The organism is Thalassospira alkalitolerans (genome assembly GCF_002115745.1).
GTDB classification, from domain to species: domain Bacteria; phylum Pseudomonadota; class Alphaproteobacteria; order Rhodospirillales; family Thalassospiraceae; genus Thalassospira; species Thalassospira alkalitolerans.
Map to the genome: position 1 here is coordinate 320,035 of NZ_JFKB01000002.1, position 22,456 is coordinate 342,490.

A 22,456-nucleotide genomic window follows, 5' to 3' on the forward strand; every position below is an offset into this window, starting at 1 on the left:
AAGGACACGGGGTTCCCCGCATCGCCTTGACCAGATGAGGAAAAGGCAAGATGACCAAATGGGTATACGGCTTCGGTGGCGGTAGCGCCGAAGGACGTTCCGATATGCGCGAGCTTTTGGGCGGTAAAGGTGCGAACCTTGCCGAGATGAGCAATCTTGGGCTTCCGGTCCCGCCGGGCTTTACCATTACGACCGAAGTTTGCACGGCATTTTATGACAATGACCGTGCGTACCCCGATGGTCTGGATACCGAAGTTGAAAAATCACTGGCGGCTATTGAAGCGCTGGTGGGCCGTAAATTTGGCGATGCCAAAGATCCGTTGCTGGTTTCTGTTCGATCCGGCGCGCGGGCATCGATGCCCGGCATGATGGATACTGTTCTTAATCTCGGCCTGAATGATGAAACGGTTGAAGGTTTGGCGGCGGTCTCTGGTGATCGCCGTTTTGCGTATGATAGCTATCGCCGCTTTATTCAGATGTATGGCGATGTCGTTCTGGGCGTTGAACATTATCATTTCGAAGAAATTCTTGAAATCCACAAGGAAGACAAGGGCTATGTCCTTGATACCGAAATGGATGCCGATGACTGGCAGGCGGTTGTTCAGGGGTTCAAGAAAAAGGTCGATACCGAACTTGGGCGTCCTTTCCCGCAGGACCCGCGTGAACAGCTTTGGGGCGCGATTGGGGCGGTTTTTGGTAGCTGGATGAATGCGCGTGCCAATACGTATCGGCGTTTGCATAGCATCCCGGCCAGCTGGGGCACGGCGGTTAACGTTCAGGCCATGGTCTTTGGCAATATGGGCGATGATTGTGCGACCGGTGTTTGTTTCTCGCGCAATCCATCAACCGGCGAAGATCGGTTTTATGGTGAATACCTGATTAATGCGCAGGGCGAAGACGTGGTTGCGGGTATTCGTACCCCGGCACCGTTGACCAAGATCGAACGCGAAGAATCCGGTTCTGACCTTCGGTCTATGGAAGAAACCATGCCTGGCGTCTTTGGCGAGTTATGCGATATCCGCGACAAGCTGGAAGCGCATTATCGCGATATGCAGGACATGGAATTCACCGTTCAATCGGGCAAACTTTATATGCTGCAGACCCGGGCAGGGAAACGGACTGCCAAAGCAGCCCTTCGTATCGCGGTCGAAATGTGCGAGGCAAATGTGATCACACGTGAAGATGCGCTTCGCCGTGTTGATCCGGCCCAGCTTGATCAATTGTTGCATCCAACGCTTGATCCGGCGGCGGAGCGCAAGGTGATTGGCATGGGGCTTCCGGCATCGCCCGGCGCGGCATCCGGCCAGATCGTCTTTTCCGCCGAAGTGGCCGAAGATTGGGTGCACAGCCGGGGCCACAAGGTCATTCTGGTGCGGATCGAAACCAGCCCCGAAGATATTGCCGGTATGCATGCTGCGGAAGGTATTTTGACATCGCGCGGTGGCATGACCAGCCACGCGGCCGTGGTGGCACGTGGCATGGGAACGCCGTGTGTTTGTGGTGCCGGTCAGGTCAAGATCGACTATGCCAATAAAACCATGATGTCAGGTGGGGTAACCCTTAAGGAAGGGGATGTGATCACCCTTGACGGGGCAACCGGCGAAGTGATGTTGGGCGAGGTTGCGACCCTGAAGCCTGATCTTTCGGGTGATTTTTCGCAATTGATGGAATGGGCCGATGGTGTGCGCCGACTTAAGGTCCGCACCAATGCCGAAACCCCCGATGACGCGGCAACCGCGCGGGGATTTGGGGCCGAGGGTATTGGCCTTTGCCGGACAGAACATATGTTCTTTGACCCGGCACGCATCATTTCCATGCGCGAAATGATTTTGGCCGATACCGAAAAGGGCCGCCGTGCGGCCTTGGACAAGCTTCTGCCCTATCAGCGTCAGGACTTTATTGATCTGTTCCGGATCATGAAGGGACTGCCGGTGACGATCCGTTTGCTTGATCCGCCGTTGCATGAGTTCCTGCCGCATGGCGATGCGGAAATCGCCGAAGTTGCCAATGCTGCGGGTGTGGCCGAGGCGGTTGTGCGTCGCCGGATATTGGAGCTTTCGGAAGCTAACCCGATGCTGGGTCATCGCGGCTGTCGTCTTGGCATCAGTTATCCTGAAATCTATGAAATGCAGACGCGCGCGATTTTTGAAGCCGCGATTGAGGTTTCAAAGGATGGCGGCGATCCGGTAATCCCGGAAATCATGATCCCGCTGATCATCGGCAAGAAGGAACTTGAAATCCTTAAGGCCGTGATCATCAATGTTGCGAGCGAAGTCGAGGCCGAAAAATCGGCCAAGCTTGAATTCCTTGTCGGCACCATGATCGAATTGCCGCGTGCCGCACTTAAAGCTGGTGAAATCGCCGAAGAAGCCGAATTCTTTAGCTTTGGGACCAACGATTTGACCCAGACGACCTATGGTCTGTCACGTGATGACGCATCCCGGTTCCTTGATACCTATATTTCCAAGGATATCTTTGCCGGTGATCCGTTTGTATCGCTTGATCAGGAAGGGGTTGGTGAGTTGGTCAGGATTGCGGCCGAACGTGGCCGCAAAACGCGAAGCGACATCAAGCTTGGCATTTGCGGTGAACATGGCGGCGATCCGTCATCGATCGCATTCTGTGATCAATTGGGCTTGGATTACGTATCGTGTTCGCCCTATCGCGTGCCGATTGCCCGCCTTGCCGCAGCGCAGGCAGCACTGAAAAGCTAATTTGTACGGATGTGATCCGGATGCATATTAGTAAAACGGCGGCAGGTTATCCTGCCGCCGTTTTACTTTTAGGTGTTTTTTTGTTTTAGGCCGCAGGTTCCGGCAGATTGACCCAATCAGGCACATGAACGGTGATTTTGGCATCGCCAGCGGTCAGTTCCGCGTCATTGCCAATGCGTTCCAGCCGGATCAGGGCAAGACCGCCATTGCCATGGATGCTGCGGATGATACCGGCTTCCTTGTCGCCATTCATGATGGCTGTGCCGGTTTCAGGCGCCGGGCCGATAATCGTGATTGGCAGCAGGCGTTTGCGCACAAGGCCGCGATACTTGGTGCGTGCGGTCAATTCTTGGCCCATATAGCAGCCTTTTTTGAAATCAACGCCGCCAAGTTCCTCGAACCCGTTTTCAAGCAAGATCGCCCGGTCGATTTCCATTTCCTCGCTGCCATTGGGCAGGCCAAGGGTCACGCGGCGCTGATGATAGGTGGCGGCATCACTTTCGGTTGCGCCAATCGCCGCCATCTGGGCCAGTTCATTTTTCGGCAGCAAAACACGTGCGCCGATCAAGCTCAGGCGTGGGTCGACAGCCTTGATGCCGTCTGCCAATGGTGCCGTCGCACCGGCTGTGTCAGGCAGATTAAGGGCTGTAAGCGCACCGTCGCCAAAGACGGTAATGACGTCATAGCTTTCGGTGACGTCGGTTAGCTCGACCTTGGCGCGCAGTTTGTACATGCGGAGTTTTTTATAAAACTCGGCGGCGCGCGCACCGTCTTCGCCACGTTCGCAATCGATCAGAAGGCTGTCCTGGTCCTGCTGATAGATGAAAAAATCAAACAGGAATTTTCCCTGCGGGGTCAAAAGCGCCCCATAGCCGGAATGATCAGCGGTGATTTTTTCGATGTCGTTTGATACCAGCCCTTGAAGGAAGCTGATGCGGTCTGGCCCGCTGACACGGATAACGGCCCGGTCAGGCAAGGGGGTGTATAAAGTCTCACTCATTTTCTTATGGCTCCGGTTTATCGGAATTCGTTGGCCGAAATGTGGGGCAATGACCGGGATTTGGCAAGGGGCGTTTGATGTATGGCAAAAGAGTTATATTGCAAGAAAAGCCTTCATAAATTGCCCGGGAACCGATAGAACGCTTGTATGAAAATATTGATGCTGGACCGTTCAATCGGCTTTGATCCCAAGGATCGTGAAGCCCGCCCGCTGGGATCGCGCCAACGCGGATTTATCGCATTGGCCGAGGCCCTTGTTGCCCGTGGTCACAAGGTTGAAGCCCGCCGGAACGGCGGCATCGATCTTGATCATAACGCTGTTGCCTGGCGACAGCTTGATAGCGCGATGCCGCCGTTTGGTGGCGATCCGGTGGATCGGGTTCTGGTCTGGCGCGATGCGGAATTGCTGCGTCATCCATCAATCCCTGACGGTGTTGATTGCTGGCTTTGGTTCGATGGTCTGGCGCCTGAGCTTAATGCTGATAAGGCGCGATTGGCTTTGCTTGAAACCGGTGCCTTGGTGATTTTTGTCCATGAAGATCAGGGCAAGGCATTCGACGGTGAGACGGCCAAACGACCGGTTGTAATTGCCCCTGGGGCGTGCCCGGCCTTTGCCATGGCGTCAAACATGCATTGGGCGTTTGAAAGCCGCGATGATCTTGCGGTGACGGTCGCCAACAGCAAAACCGGTATTGCCCAGATTATTCGCATCTGGTCGGCTTATGTCGCGCCAAAGGCACCTGATGCGGTGCTTGAAATTTATGCCGCCGATCTGTTTTCGGCGATGGCGGGCGAAACCGACGACGTTTCTGATGAATTGGTCGATATGGTGCGCGAAAATATCGATAAGGGTGTTCGTGTTTGCCGGCCGATGCCCGAGGGCGATATGGCTGAACGTGTCGCGAATGCGCGTGTTTTCTTGCATCACGGTAAATACGGTCATGATCAGGTCGGTCAGTGGATTTGCGATGCGCAGGCCGCAGCGACGCCGGTTGTATCCTATGGCGGGGTTGCCAAGGCGCGGGTCGAAAATGGCAAGACCGGCTATATCGTTCCCGATGAAACGGCCTATGGCAACTTGGTTACGCAGCTTTTGTCCGACCGCCAGATTTTCGCCAGCCAGTCCGAGGCCGCGCGCAGTAGCCGCCGTGAATGGCTTGACGTTGCTGGCGCGCTGGAGAAACTTTAAATCGTGCGCTTGCTGTTCATTACCTCGAACCGCCTTGGCGATGCTGTTCTTTCAACATCGGTATTGCGTCATTACGTTGAAACCAATCCCGGTATCAAGGTAACGGTGGCATGTGGGCCGGTTGCCGCCCCGATTTTCGAAGCCGTAGCGGGGCTTGAACGCATCATTGAAATGCCCAAACAAAAACGCGGTGCGCATTGGTGGAAGCTTTGGAAATCTGTTGCGTTCCATTGGTGGGATATCATTGTTGATCTGCGTGGCAGTGCAACGGCTTATGTCCTTCCGGGGTGGAAGCGGGTGGTGCTTTCAGGCAATGATGATGATCTGCATCGGGTTGAACAACTTGGGCGCTTGATCGGTATTGATCCCGCGCCAGAGCCATTTGTTTGGACCGCGCCCGAACATGACAAGCGTGCCTTGGAACTTTTGCCTTTCGATGAACGGCCGCTTTTGGTGGTCGGACCAAGTGCGAATTGGATCGGCAAGACATGGCAGCCGGAACGCTTTGCCGAAACCATCGGTAAATTAAGGTCGGTTGGCGGTGTTTTGGAAGATGCACATGTGTTGCTGGTGGGGGCGCCAAATGAACGTGATGCATCCGAGCCGGTGATTGCATCGATCCCCGAAAATCGCCGGACCGAGATTTTTGGCAATGAGCATCTTTTAACCGTGATGGCGTGCTTGCGCCGTGCTGATTTGTATGTTGGCAATGATTCAGGGCTGATGCATATGGCGGCTGCATCGGGAAAGCCGACCATTGGATTGTTTGGTCCGTCACGGGACGAGCATTATCGACCTTTTGCGAAATGGGGACGCGCAGTCCGCACCGATTGGTCGTATGACAAAATTATCGAAAACAGAACCAGTCGCTTCTCCAAGGAAGTGTTGATGGATACATTGCCGGTCGACAAAGTTGTTTTGGCAGCAGAAGAACTTATGGCGGAATACCGGATGGAGGAAGGAACTCATGGCTGATAAATCACCGCGCCTTTCCGTGGTTATGTGCGCACATAACGAGGAAGAACGCCTTCCATCCTGTTTGAGCCATCTGACCTTTGCCGATGAAATTATCGTTCTTTGCGATAAATGCACCGACCGGACCGAGGAAATTGCCCGTGAATTCGGCGCGAAAATCATCACGGGAAGTTGGGACATTGAGGGCGATCGCCGCAACCGCGTTCTGCAAGAAGCGACCGGCGATTGGGTTTTTGAAGTCGATGCCGATGAACACGTGAATGAAGAACTTGCGAAATCGATCCGCAAGGCAATCGTGGATACCGAGTTCGACTGTTTTGTCGTTTCTGTGCATAATTATATCGGCAAGCGCCTTGTGCGATATGGCTGGGGGGCATCCTATGGAACTTCGGCGGTACGGCGTTTATTCCGTGCTGGCAGAAAGACCTGGAGGGCAGAACGGGTTCATCCGTCATTTGAATTGACCGGACGAACCGGGCCGTATCTTGACGGTGCGCTGTTGCATTATGTCGATCGCAATATCAGTGACATGGTCAAAAGACTGAACAGTTATAGTTCTGCACGTGCTGCTGATCTTAGGGCCAGTGGCAAGATTGGAAGCTTTGCGAATAATTTCAGGCGTATCTTTTCCCGATTTTTCCGCTGTTTTGTTTCGCGCAAGGGATACAAGGAAGGTGGAATGGGGTTCCTGATCGCGGTGTTTGCAGCTTTGTTCCCAATGTTGTCCTATTTGAAGGCTCGATACGACGATGAATGAGGATGGTTGGCGCTTGTAAACAGTGACAGACATTTAGCCGTCAATTTGTAGATTTTATTTTGCGATCTTAAAAGCAAGGCTTCCACGATTTTAAGTGGGTTGTAGGTAATATGTCCTCTGTATCCGGTATTCTTTCCAGGAATAGTGTTGATGTCGACGACCGGAAACTGGACCAACTTCGTGATGCGTTGCTTCATCGTGGTCCGGACGGGGCAGGGCGGTATGTGAAGAGCGGGGTTGGGTTTGTTCAGACGCGTCTGGCGATTATTGACCTGACTACCGGTGATCAGCCCCTGTATCACGAGAACGGCAGTGCGATTGTTGCCAATGGCGAGATTTATAACTATCTCGAACTGCGGCGGGAGCTGGGCGAGGCGGGATTTAAAACCGGATCGGATAGTGAAACAGCGCTTCGCCTTTATGCGCGCGATGGTATTGCCGGGTTTGATAAATTGCGCGGGATGTATGCCTTTGCAATTCATGACGTGGTCGATAATCAAGTCATTTTATGCCGTGACCCATTTGGCATCAAACAGCTTTATTATGTTGAAACACCTGATTATTTCGCATTTGCATCCGAGCCCCATGCCTTGATCGCAGCCGGTTTGGCAGGGCGGGAGTTGCGCTCCGATGTTCGTGCCGAATTATTGCAAATCCAGTTTGGTACCGGAACCCATACAATTTTTGATGGTATCAACCGCTTGTTGCCGGGCGAGACGCTTGTTCTGAAAAACGGACGGGTGGTTGAACGCCGCCGTCGTGCGGTTTTAAGTGATGAAGGCGTCCTTGGGACCAGCCTTGAGGATGCACTTGGCGAATGGGATCGGGTGTTTGAAGAAGCAGTGCGATTGCATCAGCGATCCGATGTTGATTATGCCATGTTCCTGTCGGGTGGGGTGGATAGTGCATCGCTGCTTGGCATGATGCATCGGTTAAATGAACGACCTGTCTGTGCCTATACCGCCGCCTTTGAGGCCGGTAGTGTGCATGATGAGCGCGAATTGGCGCGCAAGGTCGCCAAGGCCTGCAATGCCAGACATATCGAAGTCATGTTTTCGGAAAGCGATTTTTGGGATCTGTTGCCCGAAGTCGCCGCGGCGGTTGATGATCCTTGCGCTGATTACGCAATCCTTCCGACCTATAAGCTGGCAAAAGAAGCCGCGCGTGATTTTAAGGTTGTCCTGTCTGGCGAGGGTGGGGACGAGCTTTTTGGCGGTTATGGGCGTTATCGATCCGTGATGCGGCCCTTCTTGCTTGGCGGGCGGGTGATGCGGTCCAAGGGGACTTTTGATGCGCTGGATGTCTTGCGTGCCGAGGTTGTTCACGGTTGGCGTGATGGTATTGCAGCATCGGAAAACCGCGAAAGCCGCGGAAAACGTTCGCGGTTGGCAATTGCACAGGCGGTCGATTGTTCCGACTGGTTGCCAAATGATCTTTTGATCAAGCTTGATCGTTGCCTGATGGCGCATGGTCTGGAAGGCCGCACGCCGTTTCTTGATCCGATGGTGGCCGAATTTGCGTATCGCCTGCCGGATCGTTTGAAGATCCGAAAAGGCACTGGAAAGTTTATGTTACGCAACTGGTTGGATCGTTGTCTGCCGATGGCGGAACCATTTGGTAAAAAGCGCGGCTTTACGGTGCCGGTTGCCGAATGGATTGGTCAGCAGGGCAAACGTTTGGGCCCGCTGGTGGCCAGACAGCCCGGGATTACCGAAATAGCCAAGCCGGGTGCTGTTGAAAAACTGTTTGTCACTGGTGGCAAGAAGGAAGGTGCAGCGGCATGGCATTTGCTGTTTTATGCGCTTTGGCATCGCAGCAATGTCTTGGGCCACGCGCCGAGCGGCGATGTGTTTGAAACCTTGACGCATTAGAACCCGAGAAGATTTCAAAACGGCGGCGGGGATGGCCGGGAACAAATTGCACGCTGGCGCATTTGCATAGCATGTGATTGTTTCTGAAACAGTATCGGGAATGAACCGATGATCCGCGCTGACCATTTTTCGATGATAATTGTTTTGCTTTTTGCTGTGACCCTTTCATGGCTTCAGGTGTCGTCAGGTGATTTTACGAACAAAACAGTTCTGGTCCCGGTTCCGGATGATAAAAGCGAGATTGAGATGTATGTGATTCGCCATGATGTGCCGTCATCAGTGCCATGTGGCAATGTTTGCAATACAGTTGTTGTGAAAAATGCTCTGGGTCTTGGTTCGCGTTTTAGTTCGGGCTTTGTACAGGCCAGTATTGCGGGCCATTGGGAGCGCTGACATTTTCGCTCAGGGCTGTCAAAATGACCTGAAGGTTTGGCTGCCGTCCGGAGGATTTTATGGCTAAAGCATCCGTCTGGGCGATTATTCCCCGCCTTTTAAGCAGCTTATTCCGATCTGACGTGCCTTTGCGCAGCAAGGCGTTACTGTTGCTTGGCCTTGTTTATTTGATCAGTCCGATTGATCTGGTGCCTGACGTGATTGTTGGGATCGGCTGGATTGATGATCTGATTATTGTTCCGTTATTGGGCTGGCTGTCCTTTCGAAGCCTGCCAGAAGCAACTCAGGATAACATGGTTCGTGACGAACCCGTGATCGACGCGGCCAAACCGGTGTCGCGCAAGTGGCTTTATCTTGTCATTGTGATTGCTGTGATTGTCGCAATTGTCATGCTGACCGGTCCTGATGGTCGCATGTTTCGAAACTGAATGGCCTCCCTCTCCCCCCTCCAATACCTTTGGCGTATTTGACAGGATCGGCCTTGGCCCCATAATCTTTTCGGCAAATTACCGAATGATGGGGACGTTCATGGCAGACAAGTTTCGCGGGCTGGTTCTGAGCCAGCAGGATAAATCGGTTCAGGCCGAATTTCAGGATTTAAGTGTTGATGACTTGCCCGATGGCGACGTGCTGGTGCGGGTGGATTGGTCGACTTTAAATTACAAGGACGGCATGATCCTGAACGGGTTGGGCCGCCTTGTGCGACATTATCCGCATGTTCCCGGTGTCGATTTTGCCGGTGAAGTTGTTTCATCAGGTGATGGGCGATACGCACCCGGCGATCAGGTGATCTTGACCGGTTGGCGGGTTGGTGAAGCCCATTGGGGCGGATATGCGCAATATGCCCGTGTCCGCGCCGATTGGCTGGTGCCGATGCCCGACGGGCTTGACGGGGCACATGCGATGGCAATCGGGACCGCCGGATTTACATCGATGCTGGCGGTCATGGCGCTTGAAGAACAGGGTGTTTCACCAGATCAGGATGGCGAAATCCTTGTTACGGGGGCTGCGGGTGGTGTCGGGTCGGTTGCGGTTAGTATTCTGACCAAGCTTGGCTATCGTGTTGCTGCGTCAACCGGGCGAAAAGATACCCATGATTATTTGCGCGGTCTTGGAGCGGTTTCGATTGTGGATCGATCCGAGCTTGAGGATGCAAGCAAGCCGTTGCTGAGCGAACGTTGGCTTGGTGCAATCGATAGTGTTGGCAGCAGCACATTGGCGCATGTTCTTTCAGAAATGAAATATCATGGTGTGGTGGCGGCCTGCGGGTTGGCCGGTGGGCCTGATTTACCTGCGACTGTTATTCCATTTTTGCTGCGCGGCGTGCGCTTGATCGGAATTGATTCGGTCATGTGTCCCTATGAAAAACGGGTTTCCGCTTGGGACAGACTGGCGCAGGATTTACCGATGGTCGGGCTTGACAGTGCGACAACAAAAGTTGCGCTGCGCGATATTTTGCCATGGGGGGAGAAGATCCTTAAAGGGCAGGTACGTGGGCGGTTGTTAATCAATGTTCAGGATTGCTAGTCAGGGCGAATATATGCAGAATCAATTTGCTCTGCTTCATCGGGCAGGGAGTTATCGTTGGATGCTGCCAACGCTGAAATGAAGAGGGTCCGACCGTTATGACTGACAACCGGTTTCGAATCCTTCTGGTTGAAGACAATCCTGGCGACGCCTTTCTTGTCAAAACGTTGCTCGAAGAAACCGGCGAGCAATTCGTGATCGAGCATCGTTCCGACCTTGCATCGGCCATGAAGCTTTTGAATAGTTCGGCTTCAAACGGTCAGTTTGACGTTGTTTTATTGGATCTGACATTGCCCGATTCTTCGGGGGTCGAAACCATCAGCCGGGTGCGGAGCTGTTTAAACAGTGCGCCTGTGGTGGTCCTGACCGGGCACAAGGATGAAGAACTGGCTTTTGAGGCCCTTCAGCATGGTGCAGAAGATTATCTGACCAAGGAATTCCCGGATGGTCGAACCATTCGGCGTTCGATCCGCTATGCGATCGAGCGGTCACGTGCCGATCAGGCATTGAAAGAAAGCGAAGAACGTTATCGCAAGCTGGTTGAGCTGGCGCCGGAACTGATTTCAGTTCTGAGCGGCGAAGAGATTGCCTATATCAATCAGCAGGGCGTTGAGATCCTGCAAGGTAATGACAGTTCCGATCTGGTCGGACGCAGCTTCATGGATATGGTTCACCCCGATAGCCGCGAGATCATGGGCGAATATATCGACCGATATGCTGGTGGCTATACCGGGCGGGCTGATTTCGTCATTATGTGTCGCCGTGGTGATAATGAAAATGTCGAACTGGAAGTTTCGGCCATTGCCTTTACCCATGAAGGCGCGCCGGCGATGTTGATACTGGCCGAGGATGTGACGGAAAAGCGCAAGATCGAACGCCAGTTGGTTCAGACATCGAAGCTTGCCAGTCTTGGTGAAATGGCGGCGTCGGTGGCGCATGAAATGAATCAGCCGCTTAACGTTATTCGTATGGCGGCTGATACGTGTTCATTGCAGTACGAATTGGATGCGGTTCAGGCGTCTTTTCAAAAAGAACGACTATCGCTGATCAGCAGCCAGACCGAACGCATGGCCGAAATCATCCGTCATTTGCAGATTTATAGTCGCCCCGATGAAGATGATTTCGAGTTGTTTGATCCGATGCGCGCGGTTACACGTGCGGTGGACATGGTTGAACATGATTGTCGTCTTGCGGGGATTTCTGTTGACGTTGTGCCGACGGAACAAAACTGTCAGGTGATGGGCCGTCAGGTGCAGCTTGAACAGGTTTTGGTCAATATGCTGACCAATGCGCGGGATGCGATCACGGAAAACGGTGATGATGCTGGCGGTATTGGCGGGTTGATCCGCTTAACCGCGATGATCGATCTTGATCAGCAAGTGTTGCGGATTGCGATTAATGATAATGGCGGTGGCGTTCCTGAAGACGCGATCGGGCTTATTTTTCATCCCTTCTTTACCACCAAGGATGTCGGCAAGGGTACGGGGCTTGGGCTTTCAGTCAGTTATGGAATAGTCGAGGGTATGGGCGGGCATATTGATGTGCGCAATGAAGGGGATGGGGCATGTTTTGAGATTGTCCTTCCTGCCAGTCATATTGGCGAGAACCCGGCAGAGATTGATGAAGCTGACAATGTTATCCCCCTGTTGCCACAGCCAAACCGAAAATCCGCAGCACCGCTGCGCAATTTGCGGGTTATGGTTGTCGATGATGAAATCGACGCAATGGAAATCATTTCAGCCTATCTGGAGGCACAGGGCTTTGCTGTTTCAGCCGCAAGTGATGGTGAAGATGCCCTTGCAATTGCCGGTGTGGTGCAGCCCGATATCCTGATTACCGATATCCGTATGCCGCAAATGGATGGCAATAGTTTGGTCAGGGCGTTGCGTGAACGCAATCCATCCTTGCCAGTGATCGTTATGACCGGACATCCAGGCGATGCCGATCGCCCGGCAGAAGATGGTGATGATGCGCCAGTGATGGTGATGTCAAAGCCACTGGATCTGAAGGAGCTTCTGGCAACACTTGACGAGATATCCGAGGTGGTTGCGTCCTGAAACAAAAAACCCGGCCAATGGCCGGGTTTTGAATGCGGTCGGTATGTTGCCGGGGCGCGGAATCTTATGCTTCCCAGCCGAGTTGCATGGCAATTTTAACGGCCTGCGTACGGTTGGCGGCGCCAAGTTTTTTGAAAATGCCGGTCAGGTGAACCTTTACGGTGATTTCACGCACGGTCAGCTGCTTGGCGATTTCCTTGTTGGACAGGCCCTTGGTCAGGAGTGCAAGAACTTCGCGCTCACGATTGGTCAGTTGACGCAGGGGGTTGTCGTGAGTCAGGCCATCCAGATCAATCTCGCCCGGACGGAGTTTTGAACCATCATCTTCAAGCAATGCGGATGGAATGTATTTTTCACCCGAAAGAATAAGGCGCAGGGCGTTGATCAGCGATTTACCTGACAATGTCTTGGGTAGATATCCTGACGCACCATGTTCGAGTGCATTGAGGACATCGCTGCGTTTGACTGAGCCCGACAGGATGACAACCGGAATTTCCGGATGTTTCTGGCGCATGACGGTAAGGCCCGACAGGCCGTTCATGCCGGGCATGTTCAGATCAAGGATTGTCAATTCAACCGGCGTATCACCATCAACAATTGAAAGCGCCTCGGCAAAGTCCTTTGCCTGTGCAACTTCGACTTCTGGGGCTGCCGTTTTCAGAAAGGATGTGATCCCGTCTCTGACGAGGTCATGGTCGTCCGCTAGCAGGATATTCATGTTTTTGTGCCGTACCCGTTTTTATCCGTATCCCGCGAAAGGCGGTACCGGTATCGCGCTCCGCACCCAAAAACACGGAATCGCGCAAAGTTGTCATCTTCCAAAAATCCGCGTCCCCCCGGACGCGAGCGCAGCATTAAATAATTCTGATGCTCTGTCAAACTACAGGAAGGTCTTTAGAGAGTGATATTATCCTTAAGGATAGGTTGGTGTGTGTGGTGATAGTCTGTTTCGCGCAGATTGCATAGTGAAATCGGTTGCAACTTCAAGTACCTGACCAAAAGGATCAGGCATTAATCGAAATTATGCCGGTCGCGTCGTTTCGTGATTGGCTGTAACCGGGGATCGGTTTTGGTTCTTCATCAGCACCTGTTGCACGCAACAGGCTGGCCTGACGGAATGCAGACATATCTGCCCCGGACGGGGCATTAGGTGCCAGAGCGGCATTTTGCAAGGTTGCTAATGCGCGTTCCTTGTCTTCCGGGCTTCCTGAAAGGCTTGCCGCGACATCGACATGACCGCCAATGGCATATGCTTTGCCATCCGGACCGATCTGATATTCATATTGCGGGGCAGAACCATAGGGGCCTGCTGCGGCAGCATGGGCCTTTTCTTCTTGCTTTACCGCCGAATCGCGGGCTTGTAGTTGGGAAACGTCAGCTTTTTCAGTGGCATCCAAATCAGCGGGCGCTTTGTTGCCTGCCGGGCTGTTTTCGGTGCTTGCTTCAAGGGCATCGCGATATTCACTGCGACTTGCGCCACTGGCCACCGCTTGGGCTTCGGTAAGTGTTCTAGGGTCAACAATACGGTTGCGTAAGCCTGAACTGGCTTCGTCGCCAATCCCGTATGGGTTGGTGCCCGAACCGGATTGTCCACCTGTCTTGACTTCAATTGCCTCATATTCGGCCAATACACGGCCATCAGCGGTCTGCGCGATCTCCCTGATATTCAGGATGACGCCCAATCCCCCCCCCGTAGGGTTGGCTATGGTTTGGCCAGTTGCAATCATTGGATCAACAGGTGTTCCCTGATGGTGGTCAAAATTCAATACCAAAGGATAGCAGGAAATTTACCCGGAGTCTCGTTTTTCGACCTGTTACCTGACCACCAATGGTGCAGATACAAGCTTGCTGTCTTGCGTGACAAGACCTGTCCTGTTACAGGAATGCTCGGATTTTGAATGCGCCGATATGCAAGGCGGAAACATTTTAAGACAGGAAAATTTGATCGTGATGTCCGACTTTGTCATTCCCGCGAATGAAAAGGTTCTGGTAACCGGGGCTGCCGGTTTTATCGGATCACATCTTTGCCAAAAACTGCTTGAACAGGGCAGCATGGTTGTCGGGCTTGATAACGTTAATGACTATTACGACGTCAGCTTGAAAGAAGCGCGGCTTGCGCGGCTTGAGGGACAGGACGGTTTCAAGTTTGTACGTATGGACTTGGAAAACCGCGAAGGCATTGCTGATCTGTTTGCGACCGAGAAGCCAGCTTATGTTGTGAACCTGGCGGCACAGGCCGGGGTGCGCTATTCGATTGAAAACCCGCATGCCTATGTCGATGCCAATCTGGTTGGGTTTACCAATATTCTTGAAGGATGTCGTCACAACGGTGTGAAGCATCTTGTCTATGCATCAAGCAGTTCGGTTTACGGTATGAATACCGAGATGCCGTTTTCGGTGCATCACAATGTCGATCATCCGATCAGCCTGTATGCAGCATCGAAAAAAGCCAACGAGCTGATGGCACATACCTATAGCCATCTTTATCGATTGCCGACCACGGGGCTGCGCTTCTTCACTGTTTATGGTCCATGGGGGCGCCCGGATATGGCGCTGTTCCTGTTTACCAAGGCGATCCTTGAAGGTCGCCCAATTGACGTTTTCAATGAAGGTAAAATGCGCCGCGATTTCACCTATATCGATGATATCGTCGAAGGGGTGTATCGTTGCATTTCAACCGTTGCCGCGCCAAATCCAGACTGGAACCCGGCAAAGCCGGACCCGGCGACAAGCTCGGCCCCGTATCGTGTGTTTAATATCGGCAATAACAACCCTGTCGAATTGATGCACATGATTGGCACGATTGAAAAGGCGTTGGGCAAAACGGCCGAGAAAAACATGCTGCCGATGCAGGCCGGTGACGTTCCTGCCACCTATGCTGATGTTGATGCCCTGACCGATGCCGTCGGCTTCAAGCCGGAAACGTCGATTGAAACCGGGATTGGCCGCTTCATTGAGTGGTATAATTCATTTTACGGATAAGATGATTTGAAATTTGCTGCCATTTTTGTGCTGTTCGCCAATGCGTTTTCGGCGGGCATGATGTTTCTGGCCAGCGTGTTTATTTCACGCTATGGCGGTAAGGATCTTTTCGGTTTCTTCAGTGTGGTTCTTGGGTTGATTATCTCGGCAACTCCTGTCGTGACGGTCGGTATGGATGCTGCAATTGTAAAGTTTTTGCCGCAATACCGTAATGAAGGCCGCCGCCAGTTGATTAGCGGAATGCCGCGATTTGTCGTACTGTTTTCCGGATTTATTTCGATTGTTGGTGGCGTGGTTCTGGGCTGGATTCTGGTTCAATTCCGGAACTATGGTTGGGAAATTGGATTTGCCGCGGGTGCCTGTCTTCCGCTGGCTGTAATGTTAACCGTATTGCAGAGTACGATACGTGCGGATGGAAATGTTTCACGTGCCGTGGTGGGTGAGGCGATAATTCGGCCGCTGGTATTTGGTCTTTTGCTTTTACTGCTTCAGTTTACGCTGTTGAACCAGCTTTCTCTTTTCGCTGTGGTCGGGGCTTATGCTCTTGCCTTGCTGGGGGCAAATGTGGTTGCAAGCATGCATGTTAATTGGCGCGGTGAATTCCATCCGGAGAAGACAGACATTCGCCTGTGGTTTCAGTTTGGCTTGAATGTGCTGTTTTCAAACTTTTCTATTGCATTGCTTAATCAGTCACCGGTGATTGTTGCCGGCATTGTACTTTCGGCATTCGATGCTGGGGAGCTGGGGGCGGTCATTCGATTGGCAATGTTGGTTGCATTTGCCTTAACTGCGGTGAATTCCGTTATTTCGCCGTTTTTGTCGCGCGCGATGTCACTGGGCGACAAGGTGGAACTGCAATCCCTTGTTACCCGTGCTACGGCGTTTTCATTGCTTGTTGCTGTCCCTGTGTGCGGTGCATTTTATGCCTTTGCGCCATTGCTGTTATCGGTATTTGGCGAGAGTTATCAGGGAGCTGTTCCATATCTGCGCATGATGTTGGTTGCATATGGTGTTCAGACAGCTGCGGGATCAAGTGTTGCCTTGCTCAATATGACGGGGATCCATCGTGCAACGACGAAAATCGTTGTTACGTGGGCCATTTTGACCGTGCTGGGTTTGTTCGCGGCAATGAACTATGCGGGAATGTTTGGCGGTGTTATTGTTGCGGCACTGTCGGTGGCAGGTTATCCGGTTTTACTCGCATTCCTGTGTCACAAAACACTCGGCATTGATCCGACAGTGCTGTCCTTGCGGTTTTTGATCCGCAAATAGCAATTATATCACAATGACTGCGGACCTTTTCCGAAAGGTCCGCCATAAACAATCTAATTGTATTGCGAGGAAAATGGTGCTGCTGGGGAGATTTGAACTCCCGGCCTCTCCCTTACCAAGGGAGTGCTCTACCCCTGAGCTACAGCAGCCCCTAAAAAGGCTGATCCGAAGGGCAATGGTGCTGCTGGGGAGATTTGAACTCCCGGCCTCTCCCTTACCAAGGGAGTGCTCTACCCCTGAGCTACAGCAGCATTGGGCCCTTGCGGTGCGGGCGGGTTATAGGCCACAGGTTGGTAATTGGTCAAGCCCGAAATATACGAAGTTTTTCGATTGTGTGCCGATAGTGCATTTTAGCCAAGTTCAGCTGCATTTGTGCGCGGGATAATTTATAAAGCTATGTATCCATGAACCGAATGATGTGATGGGACGATGACGGCAAAAAAATCCTTTGAACGACCGGCAATCAATGAGGAACGCCAAAAGCGCGAGGCAGAGGCATTGCGTGCCAATCTGGCGCGCCGCAAACAGCAGCAGCGCACACGCAAGTCGGTCGATGCCGACAAGGCGGCCGGGAGTTCCGGCCAAGTTGTGGATGAGGACGAAGTTTAGGTTGCGATGATCGGGGGGCGGTAAGCTTTGGCGCTTCGCCTTCGGGCGCCGTATCGCGAAAAATACCGATATAGCGGATTAACACGCATCGTCTGGTTGATCTTGCACGTACCGCACGGGTAAAACCAATGCTATCAAAGCCAATTAGCAAAACAGGGGTGGCGACATGTCGGTAAGGCCGGATCACTGGATACGCCAGATGGCGCAGGAAAAAGGCATGATTGAACCGTTCGTTGACGGTATCAGGCGCGATGGTGTCATTTCCTATGGGGTGAGTTCATACGGGTATGATGCCCGTGTCGCCGATGAGTTCAAGATTTTTACCAATGTCGACTCGGCCATTGTCGACCCCAAGGAATTCTCCGATGCCGGGTTCGTTAACCGTCAGACCGACGTTTGTGTGATTCCGCCCAACAGCTTTGCACTGGCGCGGACAGTCGAATATTTCCGCATCCCGCGCGATACGCTGGTGATTTGTCTTGGCAAGTCGACCTATGCGCGCTGTGGTATCATCGTCAATGTCACCCCGCTGGAACCGGAATGGGAAGGGCATGTGACGTTGGAGTTTTCCAATACAACGCCGCTGCCAGCCCGAATTTATGCCAATGAAGGGGCGTGCCAGTTCATTTTCCTGAAAGCCGAGAGCGAATGCGATACCTCCTATGCGGAGCGCGCAGGAAAATATATGGGCCAAAAAGGTGTCACGCTGCCGCGCCTGTGATAAAGGCAATGCCAGATTCCTGACAGTGCCACGGAATACTTAGCAGGCACGAGTAACTGCTATGTCGTAATCGGCATGGCCACACGAGGATTGAATGGACCAGATCAAGATTTCCGGCGGTCGCCGGTTGCAGGGTAAAATCGCAATTGGCGGTGCCAAGAATGCGGCCCTTCCGTTGATGGCAGCAGCCCTTCTGACCGATGAAACGCTGACGCTTTCCAATCTGCCGCATTTGGCCGATATTACATCGATGGCCAATCTTTTGGGGCAGCACGGTGTTGCGTTGCATTTGAACGGTCATGCGCCCAACGGCGGGCATACCGGTCGTGTTCTGGAAATGACGGCCAAGGAAATCGCATCGACCACGGCACCGTATGATCTTGTGCGTAAAATGCGTGCATCGGTTCTGGTTTTGGGGCCGCTTGTGGCACGTTGTGGCGTGGCGCGTGTATCGCTGCCCGGTGGTTGCGCGATTGGTAACCGTCCGGTTGATCTGCATCTTAAGGCGCTGGAAGCCATGGGGGCTGAAATCCATCTGACCGAGGGCTATATCGAGGCGCGTGCGCCCGAAGGGCTTAAGGGGGGGCATGTCCTGTTCCCGCAGGTGTCGGTTGGGGCAACGGAAAACGCCCTGATGGCGGCGTCGCTTGCTGATGGTGTTGTCACCATTGCCAATGCGGCACGCGAGCCTGAAGTTGCCGATTTGGCCCATTGTCTTGTTGCGATGGGGGCCGAAATTGAAGGTATTGGCACCGATACCCTGAAAGTCACCGGTAAGCCGCGCCTGCATGGGGCGGAATATTCGGTGGTGCCGGATCGTATTGAAACCGGGACCTATGCCATTGCCGCGGCCATCACCGGTGGTGAAATCGAACTGGTTGGCACCAAGGTTGAGCTGATCGAAAGCTTGATCGTTTCGATGCGCAAAGCCGGGGTCGAGATCGAGGAAACCGAGGGCGGCATGATCGTGCGCGGTAATCGCGCCACGTTGAAAGGCGTTGATGTCATGACCGAACCATACCCGGGGTTCCCGACCGATATGCAGGCCCAGTTCATGGCCTTGATGGCGGTGGCCAATGGGGCGTCGATGATTACCGAGACGATTTTTGAAAACCGTTTTATGCATGTGCCTGAGCTAAGCCGTATGGGCGCGGATGTTAACGTCCATGGCCGGTCGGCGATTGTGCGGGGCAGTGCGAAATTATCGGGGGCCGAAGTGATGGCAACCGACCTTCGGGCATCGGTTTCGATGGTTCTTGCAGGCTTGGCAGCCGAGGGCGAGACGGTTATTAACCGTGTTTATCATCTGGATCGCGGGTATGAGCGGCTGGAAGAAAAGCTTGGCGCCTGTGGGGCGCAGATTGAACGTGTCCGGGTTCCGGCATAGTGCAATGACCTGTGGCCAATTGGCCTGAAGACAGACAAACGCGTAAGGCGACTGATTGATGAGTGACGAAAAGCTGGTGCTGGCCCTGCCAAAGGGGCGCATTCTTGAAGAGGTAATGCCGTTGGTGCGTGCCGCCGGGATCGAACCCGAAGCCGCATTCGATGATCCGAAATCCCGGGCCCTTCGTTTCACAACCAATCATCCGCATATCGATATTATCCGTGTGCGCAGTTTTGACGTGGCGACTTTTGTCGCATTTGGTGCCGCCCATATTGGTGTGTGCGGGAACGACGTTCTGATGGAATTTGATTATTCCGAAATCTATGCGCCGCTTGATCTGGGTATCGGGCATTGCCGCCTCGCCGTAGCAGAACTTGCAGACTTGACGGATGGCGACGATCCATCGCGTTGGTCACATGTCCGCGTGGCGACGAAATATCCCAACGTAACGCAGGCCCATTTCGCCGCACGCGGTGTGCAGGCTGAATGCATTAAGTTGAACGGGGCGATGGAACTTGCACCGACCCTTGGTTTGTGTCGCCGTATCGTGGATTTGGTGTCGACGGGTAACACCCTGAAAGCCAATGGTTTGCACGAAATTGAACATATTGCCGATATAACATCGCGCCTGATCGTTAATCGTGCGGCGCTTAAAACCCGCCCGACCGATGTTCAGCCCTGGATCGACCGTTTTTCCGAGGTGCGCAATGCCAATTAAGCTTTCAATCACCGATGCGGATTTCGAGGATGGCTTTGTCAAGCTGTTGGGGATGAAACGTGAATCGGATGCCGATGTTGATGCCGTCGTTGCCGATATCATTGCCGCCGTCCGGGCGCGTGGTGATGCCGCTGTTTGCGAATATACCAACAAGTTTGATCGTCTGAATATTGATGCCAAGGGTATGGTCGTCACCAAAGACGAAGTCGATGCGGCCGTGGCGGCAGTTGAGCCCGACCTTTTGAAGTCGTTGGAACTTGCGGCGGAACGCATTCGTTCATACCATGATCGCCAGATGCCAGCCGATGAACGTTATATCGATGCCAGCGGGGTTGAACTTGGCTGGCGCTGGCGTCCTGTTTCGGCGGCCGGGCTTTATGTGCCGGGTGGGCTGGCGTCTTATCCGTCGTCGGTTTTGATGAATGCGATACCGGCCAAGGTTGCCGGGGTCGAACGCCTTGTGATGGTGGTGCCAACACCGGACAATAAAATGAACCCGCTGGTTCTGGCGGCGGCCCGCATTGCCGGTATCGACGAGATTTACCGCATTGGCGGCGCACAGGCGATTGCAGCCCTTGCCTATGGTACCGAAACCATCAAGCCGGTTGATAAAATCGTTGGTCCGGGAAATGCCTTTGTCGCGGCGGCAAAACGGCGCGTGTTTGGGCAGGTCGGGATTGATATGATTGCCGGTCCGTCGGAAATCCTTGTGGTTGCCGATGGCAGCAATGATCCAAGCTGGGTGGCTGCAGACCTTTTGTCGCAGGCCGAACATGATCCAGTGGCGCAATCGATCCTGATTACCGATGACGCGGCATTTGCAGATCGTGTTCAGGAAGCCATTGATATGCATTTGGAAACATTGCCGCGGGCGGAAATTGCCGGGGCAAGCTGGCGTGATTTTGGTGCGATTGTCGTGGTTGAAAATCTAACGCAGGCTCCTGCCCTGGTGGATCGGATCGCACCGGAACACCTTGAGCTGGCTGTGGATGATCCGGACGCACTGGCCGAGGATATCCATCACGCCGGGGCCATTTTCCTGGGGCGTTATACGCCAGAGGCAATTGGTGATTATGTTGCCGGGCCGAACCATGTTCTGCCAACAGCCCGTTCGGCGCGGTTCTCGTCCGGGCTTGGCGTACTTGATTTCATCAAGCGGTCGTCGCTGATCAAATGCACGCCTGAAAGTTTGGCCAAGATCGGTCCGGCGGCGATTGCATTGGCCGAAAGCGAAGGTTTGCAGGCACATGGACTTTCTGTAGCGATCCGGTCCAACCGGATGTAAGCTGTTGCGGTGCAGCGCAGCGCAGCGCATGAGGGGTCGCAGGGAGACAATGATGGCAGAAATAGCAACGAACCAATGCATTGCCGGTATCTATCTTGACGAAAAGTACAAGGTGCGTCGTCGCCCCGAGGTCGAGCATGAACAGGCCGTCGCCATTTATGATCTTCTGGAAGATAATCATTTCGAACCGGTTGGCGGTTTTGAAGGTCCGTATTCGGTGCATATGCGCATCGAGGAAAACCGCATCTATATGGATGTGCGTGGCGACGATGACAGCGAAAACCTGACCACCATCGTTGTGCCATTGACCCCGTTCCGTCGGATCGTGAAGGATTACTTCATGATTTGTGAAAGTTATTACGATGCGATCAAAAAGGCGACGGCATCCCAAATCGAAACCATCGATATGGCGCGTCGCGGTTTGCATAACGAAGGGTCGGAACAGCTTCTTGAATTGCTGTCCGACAAGGTGACGATTGATGAAAACACAGCGCGTCGCCTGTTTACCCTGATCTGCGTCCTTCATATCCGGGGTTAAGGCACGGTGGAAGAAGAACTTCCCGGTTCAGTTCTTTTTGCCTGTAGCTTCAACGCCGTAAGATCCGTTATGGCAGCAGCCATGTTGCGCCATTATCACGGGACACGGATTTATGTTGAAAGTTGCGGGCTGCGTGCTGGTGATCTTGATGGCTTTGCCGTTGCGGTCATGGATGAAATCGGGCTTGATATCTCGGCCTATAAATCCAAAACATTTGACGAGCTTGAAGACGGGTTTTTTGACCTGATCATTACCCTGTCACCCGAAGCACAGCACCGTGCGGTCGAAATGACGCGCACCATGGCGTGCGATGTTGAGTTTTGGAATACGTTTGATGCAACGATTGTCGAAGGTTCCCGCGAGGTGCGCCTTGAAGCTTATCGTCAGGTGCGCGACCAGATCAGGAAGCGCATCCTTGACCGGTTCCCCGTAGGACCGGCACCAAAGGTTTAGGTCCTGACC

At 53.3% G+C, this 22,456-nt stretch carries 21 protein-coding genes and 2 tRNA genes; 18 read left to right on the top strand and 5 right to left on the bottom strand.

What is annotated here, in order from left to right:
• Nucleotides 1-50: 50 nt before the first annotated feature.
• Nucleotides 51-2,714: a pyruvate, phosphate dikinase gene (gene ppdK, locus TALK_RS04445; RefSeq protein ID WP_085616258.1), complete on the top strand. Its 2,664-nt coding sequence runs from the start codon at nt 51-53 to the stop codon at nt 2,712-2,714.
• A gap of 85 nt (nt 2,715-2,799) precedes the next feature.
• Here the strand turns inward: ppdK and ygfZ are convergent, their stop codons facing one another.
• Complete coding sequence (gene ygfZ / locus TALK_RS04450; RefSeq protein ID WP_085616260.1) at nt 2,800-3,714, bottom strand: CAF17-like 4Fe-4S cluster assembly/insertion protein YgfZ; 915 nt, start codon at nt 3,712-3,714, stop codon at nt 2,800-2,802.
• A 159-nt stretch (nt 3,715-3,873) separates the two neighbouring features.
• Between ygfZ and TALK_RS04455 the strand changes: the two genes are divergently transcribed.
• From TALK_RS04455 to TALK_RS04490, 8 genes are all read left to right on the top strand, one after another.
• Complete coding sequence (locus tag TALK_RS04455; protein WP_245829661.1) at nt 3,874-4,902, top strand: glycosyltransferase; 1,029 nt, start codon at nt 3,874-3,876, stop codon at nt 4,900-4,902.
• Between the two features lie 3 nt (nt 4,903-4,905).
• Nucleotides 4,906-5,877, top strand: coding sequence for a glycosyltransferase family 9 protein (locus TALK_RS04460; RefSeq protein ID WP_085616264.1), 972 nt, complete (start codon nt 4,906-4,908; stop codon nt 5,875-5,877).
• Nucleotides 5,870-6,634, top strand: a complete 765-nt coding sequence (locus TALK_RS04465; RefSeq protein WP_085616266.1) for a glycosyltransferase family 2 protein — start codon at nt 5,870-5,872, stop codon at nt 6,632-6,634. Before TALK_RS04460 ends, TALK_RS04465 begins: the two co-directional genes overlap by 8 nt.
• 110 nt (nt 6,635-6,744) lie before the next feature.
• Nucleotides 6,745-8,505: an asparagine synthase (glutamine-hydrolyzing) gene (gene asnB, locus TALK_RS04470; protein ID WP_085616268.1), complete on the top strand. Its 1,761-nt coding sequence runs from the start codon at nt 6,745-6,747 to the stop codon at nt 8,503-8,505.
• A 108-nt stretch (nt 8,506-8,613) separates the two neighbouring features.
• Nucleotides 8,614-8,898, top strand: coding sequence for a hypothetical protein (locus TALK_RS04475; RefSeq protein ID WP_085616269.1), 285 nt, complete (start codon nt 8,614-8,616; stop codon nt 8,896-8,898).
• Nucleotides 8,899-8,957: 59 nt separating this feature from the next.
• The gene (locus TALK_RS04480) at nt 8,958-9,326 is read left to right on the top strand and encodes a YkvA family protein (protein ID WP_085616270.1); all 369 of its coding nucleotides are present in this window, start codon (nt 8,958-8,960) and stop codon (nt 9,324-9,326) included.
• A 100-nt stretch (nt 9,327-9,426) separates the two neighbouring features.
• The gene (gene acuI, locus TALK_RS04485) at nt 9,427-10,425 is read left to right on the top strand and encodes an acrylyl-CoA reductase (NADPH) (protein WP_085616272.1); all 999 of its coding nucleotides are present in this window, start codon (nt 9,427-9,429) and stop codon (nt 10,423-10,425) included.
• Nucleotides 10,426-10,523: 98 nt separating this feature from the next.
• Nucleotides 10,524-12,482, top strand: coding sequence for a response regulator (locus tag TALK_RS04490; protein ID WP_085616274.1), 1,959 nt, complete (start codon nt 10,524-10,526; stop codon nt 12,480-12,482).
• Nucleotides 12,483-12,546: 64 nt separating this feature from the next.
• Here the strand turns inward: TALK_RS04490 and TALK_RS04495 are convergent, their stop codons facing one another.
• Nucleotides 12,547-13,200 (bottom strand): response regulator, encoded by a 654-nt coding sequence (locus tag TALK_RS04495; protein ID WP_085616276.1) that lies wholly within the window; start codon nt 13,198-13,200, stop codon nt 12,547-12,549.
• 286 nt (nt 13,201-13,486) lie between these two features.
• Nucleotides 13,487-14,164, bottom strand: a complete 678-nt coding sequence (locus TALK_RS04500) for a putative metalloprotease CJM1_0395 family protein (RefSeq protein WP_245829663.1) — start codon at nt 14,162-14,164, stop codon at nt 13,487-13,489.
• Between the two features lie 268 nt (nt 14,165-14,432).
• Between TALK_RS04500 and TALK_RS04505 the strand changes: the two genes are divergently transcribed.
• Together TALK_RS04505 and TALK_RS04510 are read left to right on the top strand one after the other, a co-directional pair.
• Nucleotides 14,433-15,464, top strand: coding sequence for an NAD-dependent epimerase (locus TALK_RS04505; RefSeq protein ID WP_085616571.1), 1,032 nt, complete (start codon nt 14,433-14,435; stop codon nt 15,462-15,464).
• 6 nt (nt 15,465-15,470) lie between these two features.
• On the top strand, nt 15,471-16,736 hold the full coding sequence (locus TALK_RS04510) for an oligosaccharide flippase family protein (protein ID WP_085616280.1): 1,266 nt from the start codon (nt 15,471-15,473) through the stop codon (nt 16,734-16,736).
• Nucleotides 16,737-16,810: 74 nt separating this feature from the next.
• On the opposite strand, the gene TALK_RS04515 is transcribed toward TALK_RS04510, so the two are convergent.
• Nucleotides 16,811-16,885 (bottom strand) — tRNA-Thr (locus TALK_RS04515).
• Between the two features lie 27 nt (nt 16,886-16,912).
• Nucleotides 16,913-16,987 (bottom strand) — tRNA-Thr (locus TALK_RS04520).
• Nucleotides 16,988-17,165: 178 nt separating this feature from the next.
• On the opposite strand from TALK_RS04520, the gene TALK_RS04525 reads away from it, so the two are divergent.
• From TALK_RS04525 to TALK_RS04555, 7 genes are all read left to right on the top strand, one after another.
• Nucleotides 17,166-17,345, top strand: coding sequence for a hypothetical protein (locus TALK_RS04525; RefSeq protein ID WP_085616282.1), 180 nt, complete (start codon nt 17,166-17,168; stop codon nt 17,343-17,345).
• Nucleotides 17,346-17,511: 166 nt separating this feature from the next.
• Nucleotides 17,512-18,066, top strand: a complete 555-nt coding sequence (gene dcd, locus TALK_RS04530) for a dCTP deaminase (protein ID WP_085616284.1) — start codon at nt 17,512-17,514, stop codon at nt 18,064-18,066.
• A 94-nt stretch (nt 18,067-18,160) separates the two neighbouring features.
• Nucleotides 18,161-19,453 (top strand): UDP-N-acetylglucosamine 1-carboxyvinyltransferase, encoded by a 1,293-nt coding sequence (murA, locus tag TALK_RS04535; protein WP_085616286.1) that lies wholly within the window; start codon nt 18,161-18,163, stop codon nt 19,451-19,453.
• A gap of 58 nt (nt 19,454-19,511) precedes the next feature.
• The gene (hisG, locus tag TALK_RS04540; RefSeq protein ID WP_085616288.1) at nt 19,512-20,171 is read left to right on the top strand and encodes an ATP phosphoribosyltransferase; all 660 of its coding nucleotides are present in this window, start codon (nt 19,512-19,514) and stop codon (nt 20,169-20,171) included.
• Entirely contained in the window at nt 20,161-21,456 is a 1,296-nt protein-coding gene (gene hisD, locus TALK_RS04545) for a histidinol dehydrogenase (RefSeq protein WP_085616290.1), read from the top strand. Before hisG ends, hisD begins: the two co-directional genes overlap by 11 nt.
• A gap of 61 nt (nt 21,457-21,517) precedes the next feature.
• Complete coding sequence (locus tag TALK_RS04550) at nt 21,518-21,994, top strand: UPF0262 family protein (RefSeq protein ID WP_169714949.1); 477 nt, start codon at nt 21,518-21,520, stop codon at nt 21,992-21,994.
• Nucleotides 21,995-22,000: 6 nt separating this feature from the next.
• Nucleotides 22,001-22,447 carry an arsenate reductase ArsC gene (locus tag TALK_RS04555; protein ID WP_085616293.1) on the top strand — a complete coding sequence of 149 codons (447 nt, stop codon included), beginning with the start codon at nt 22,001-22,003 and terminating at the stop codon, nt 22,445-22,447.
• Nucleotides 22,448-22,456: the final 9 nt, after the last annotated feature.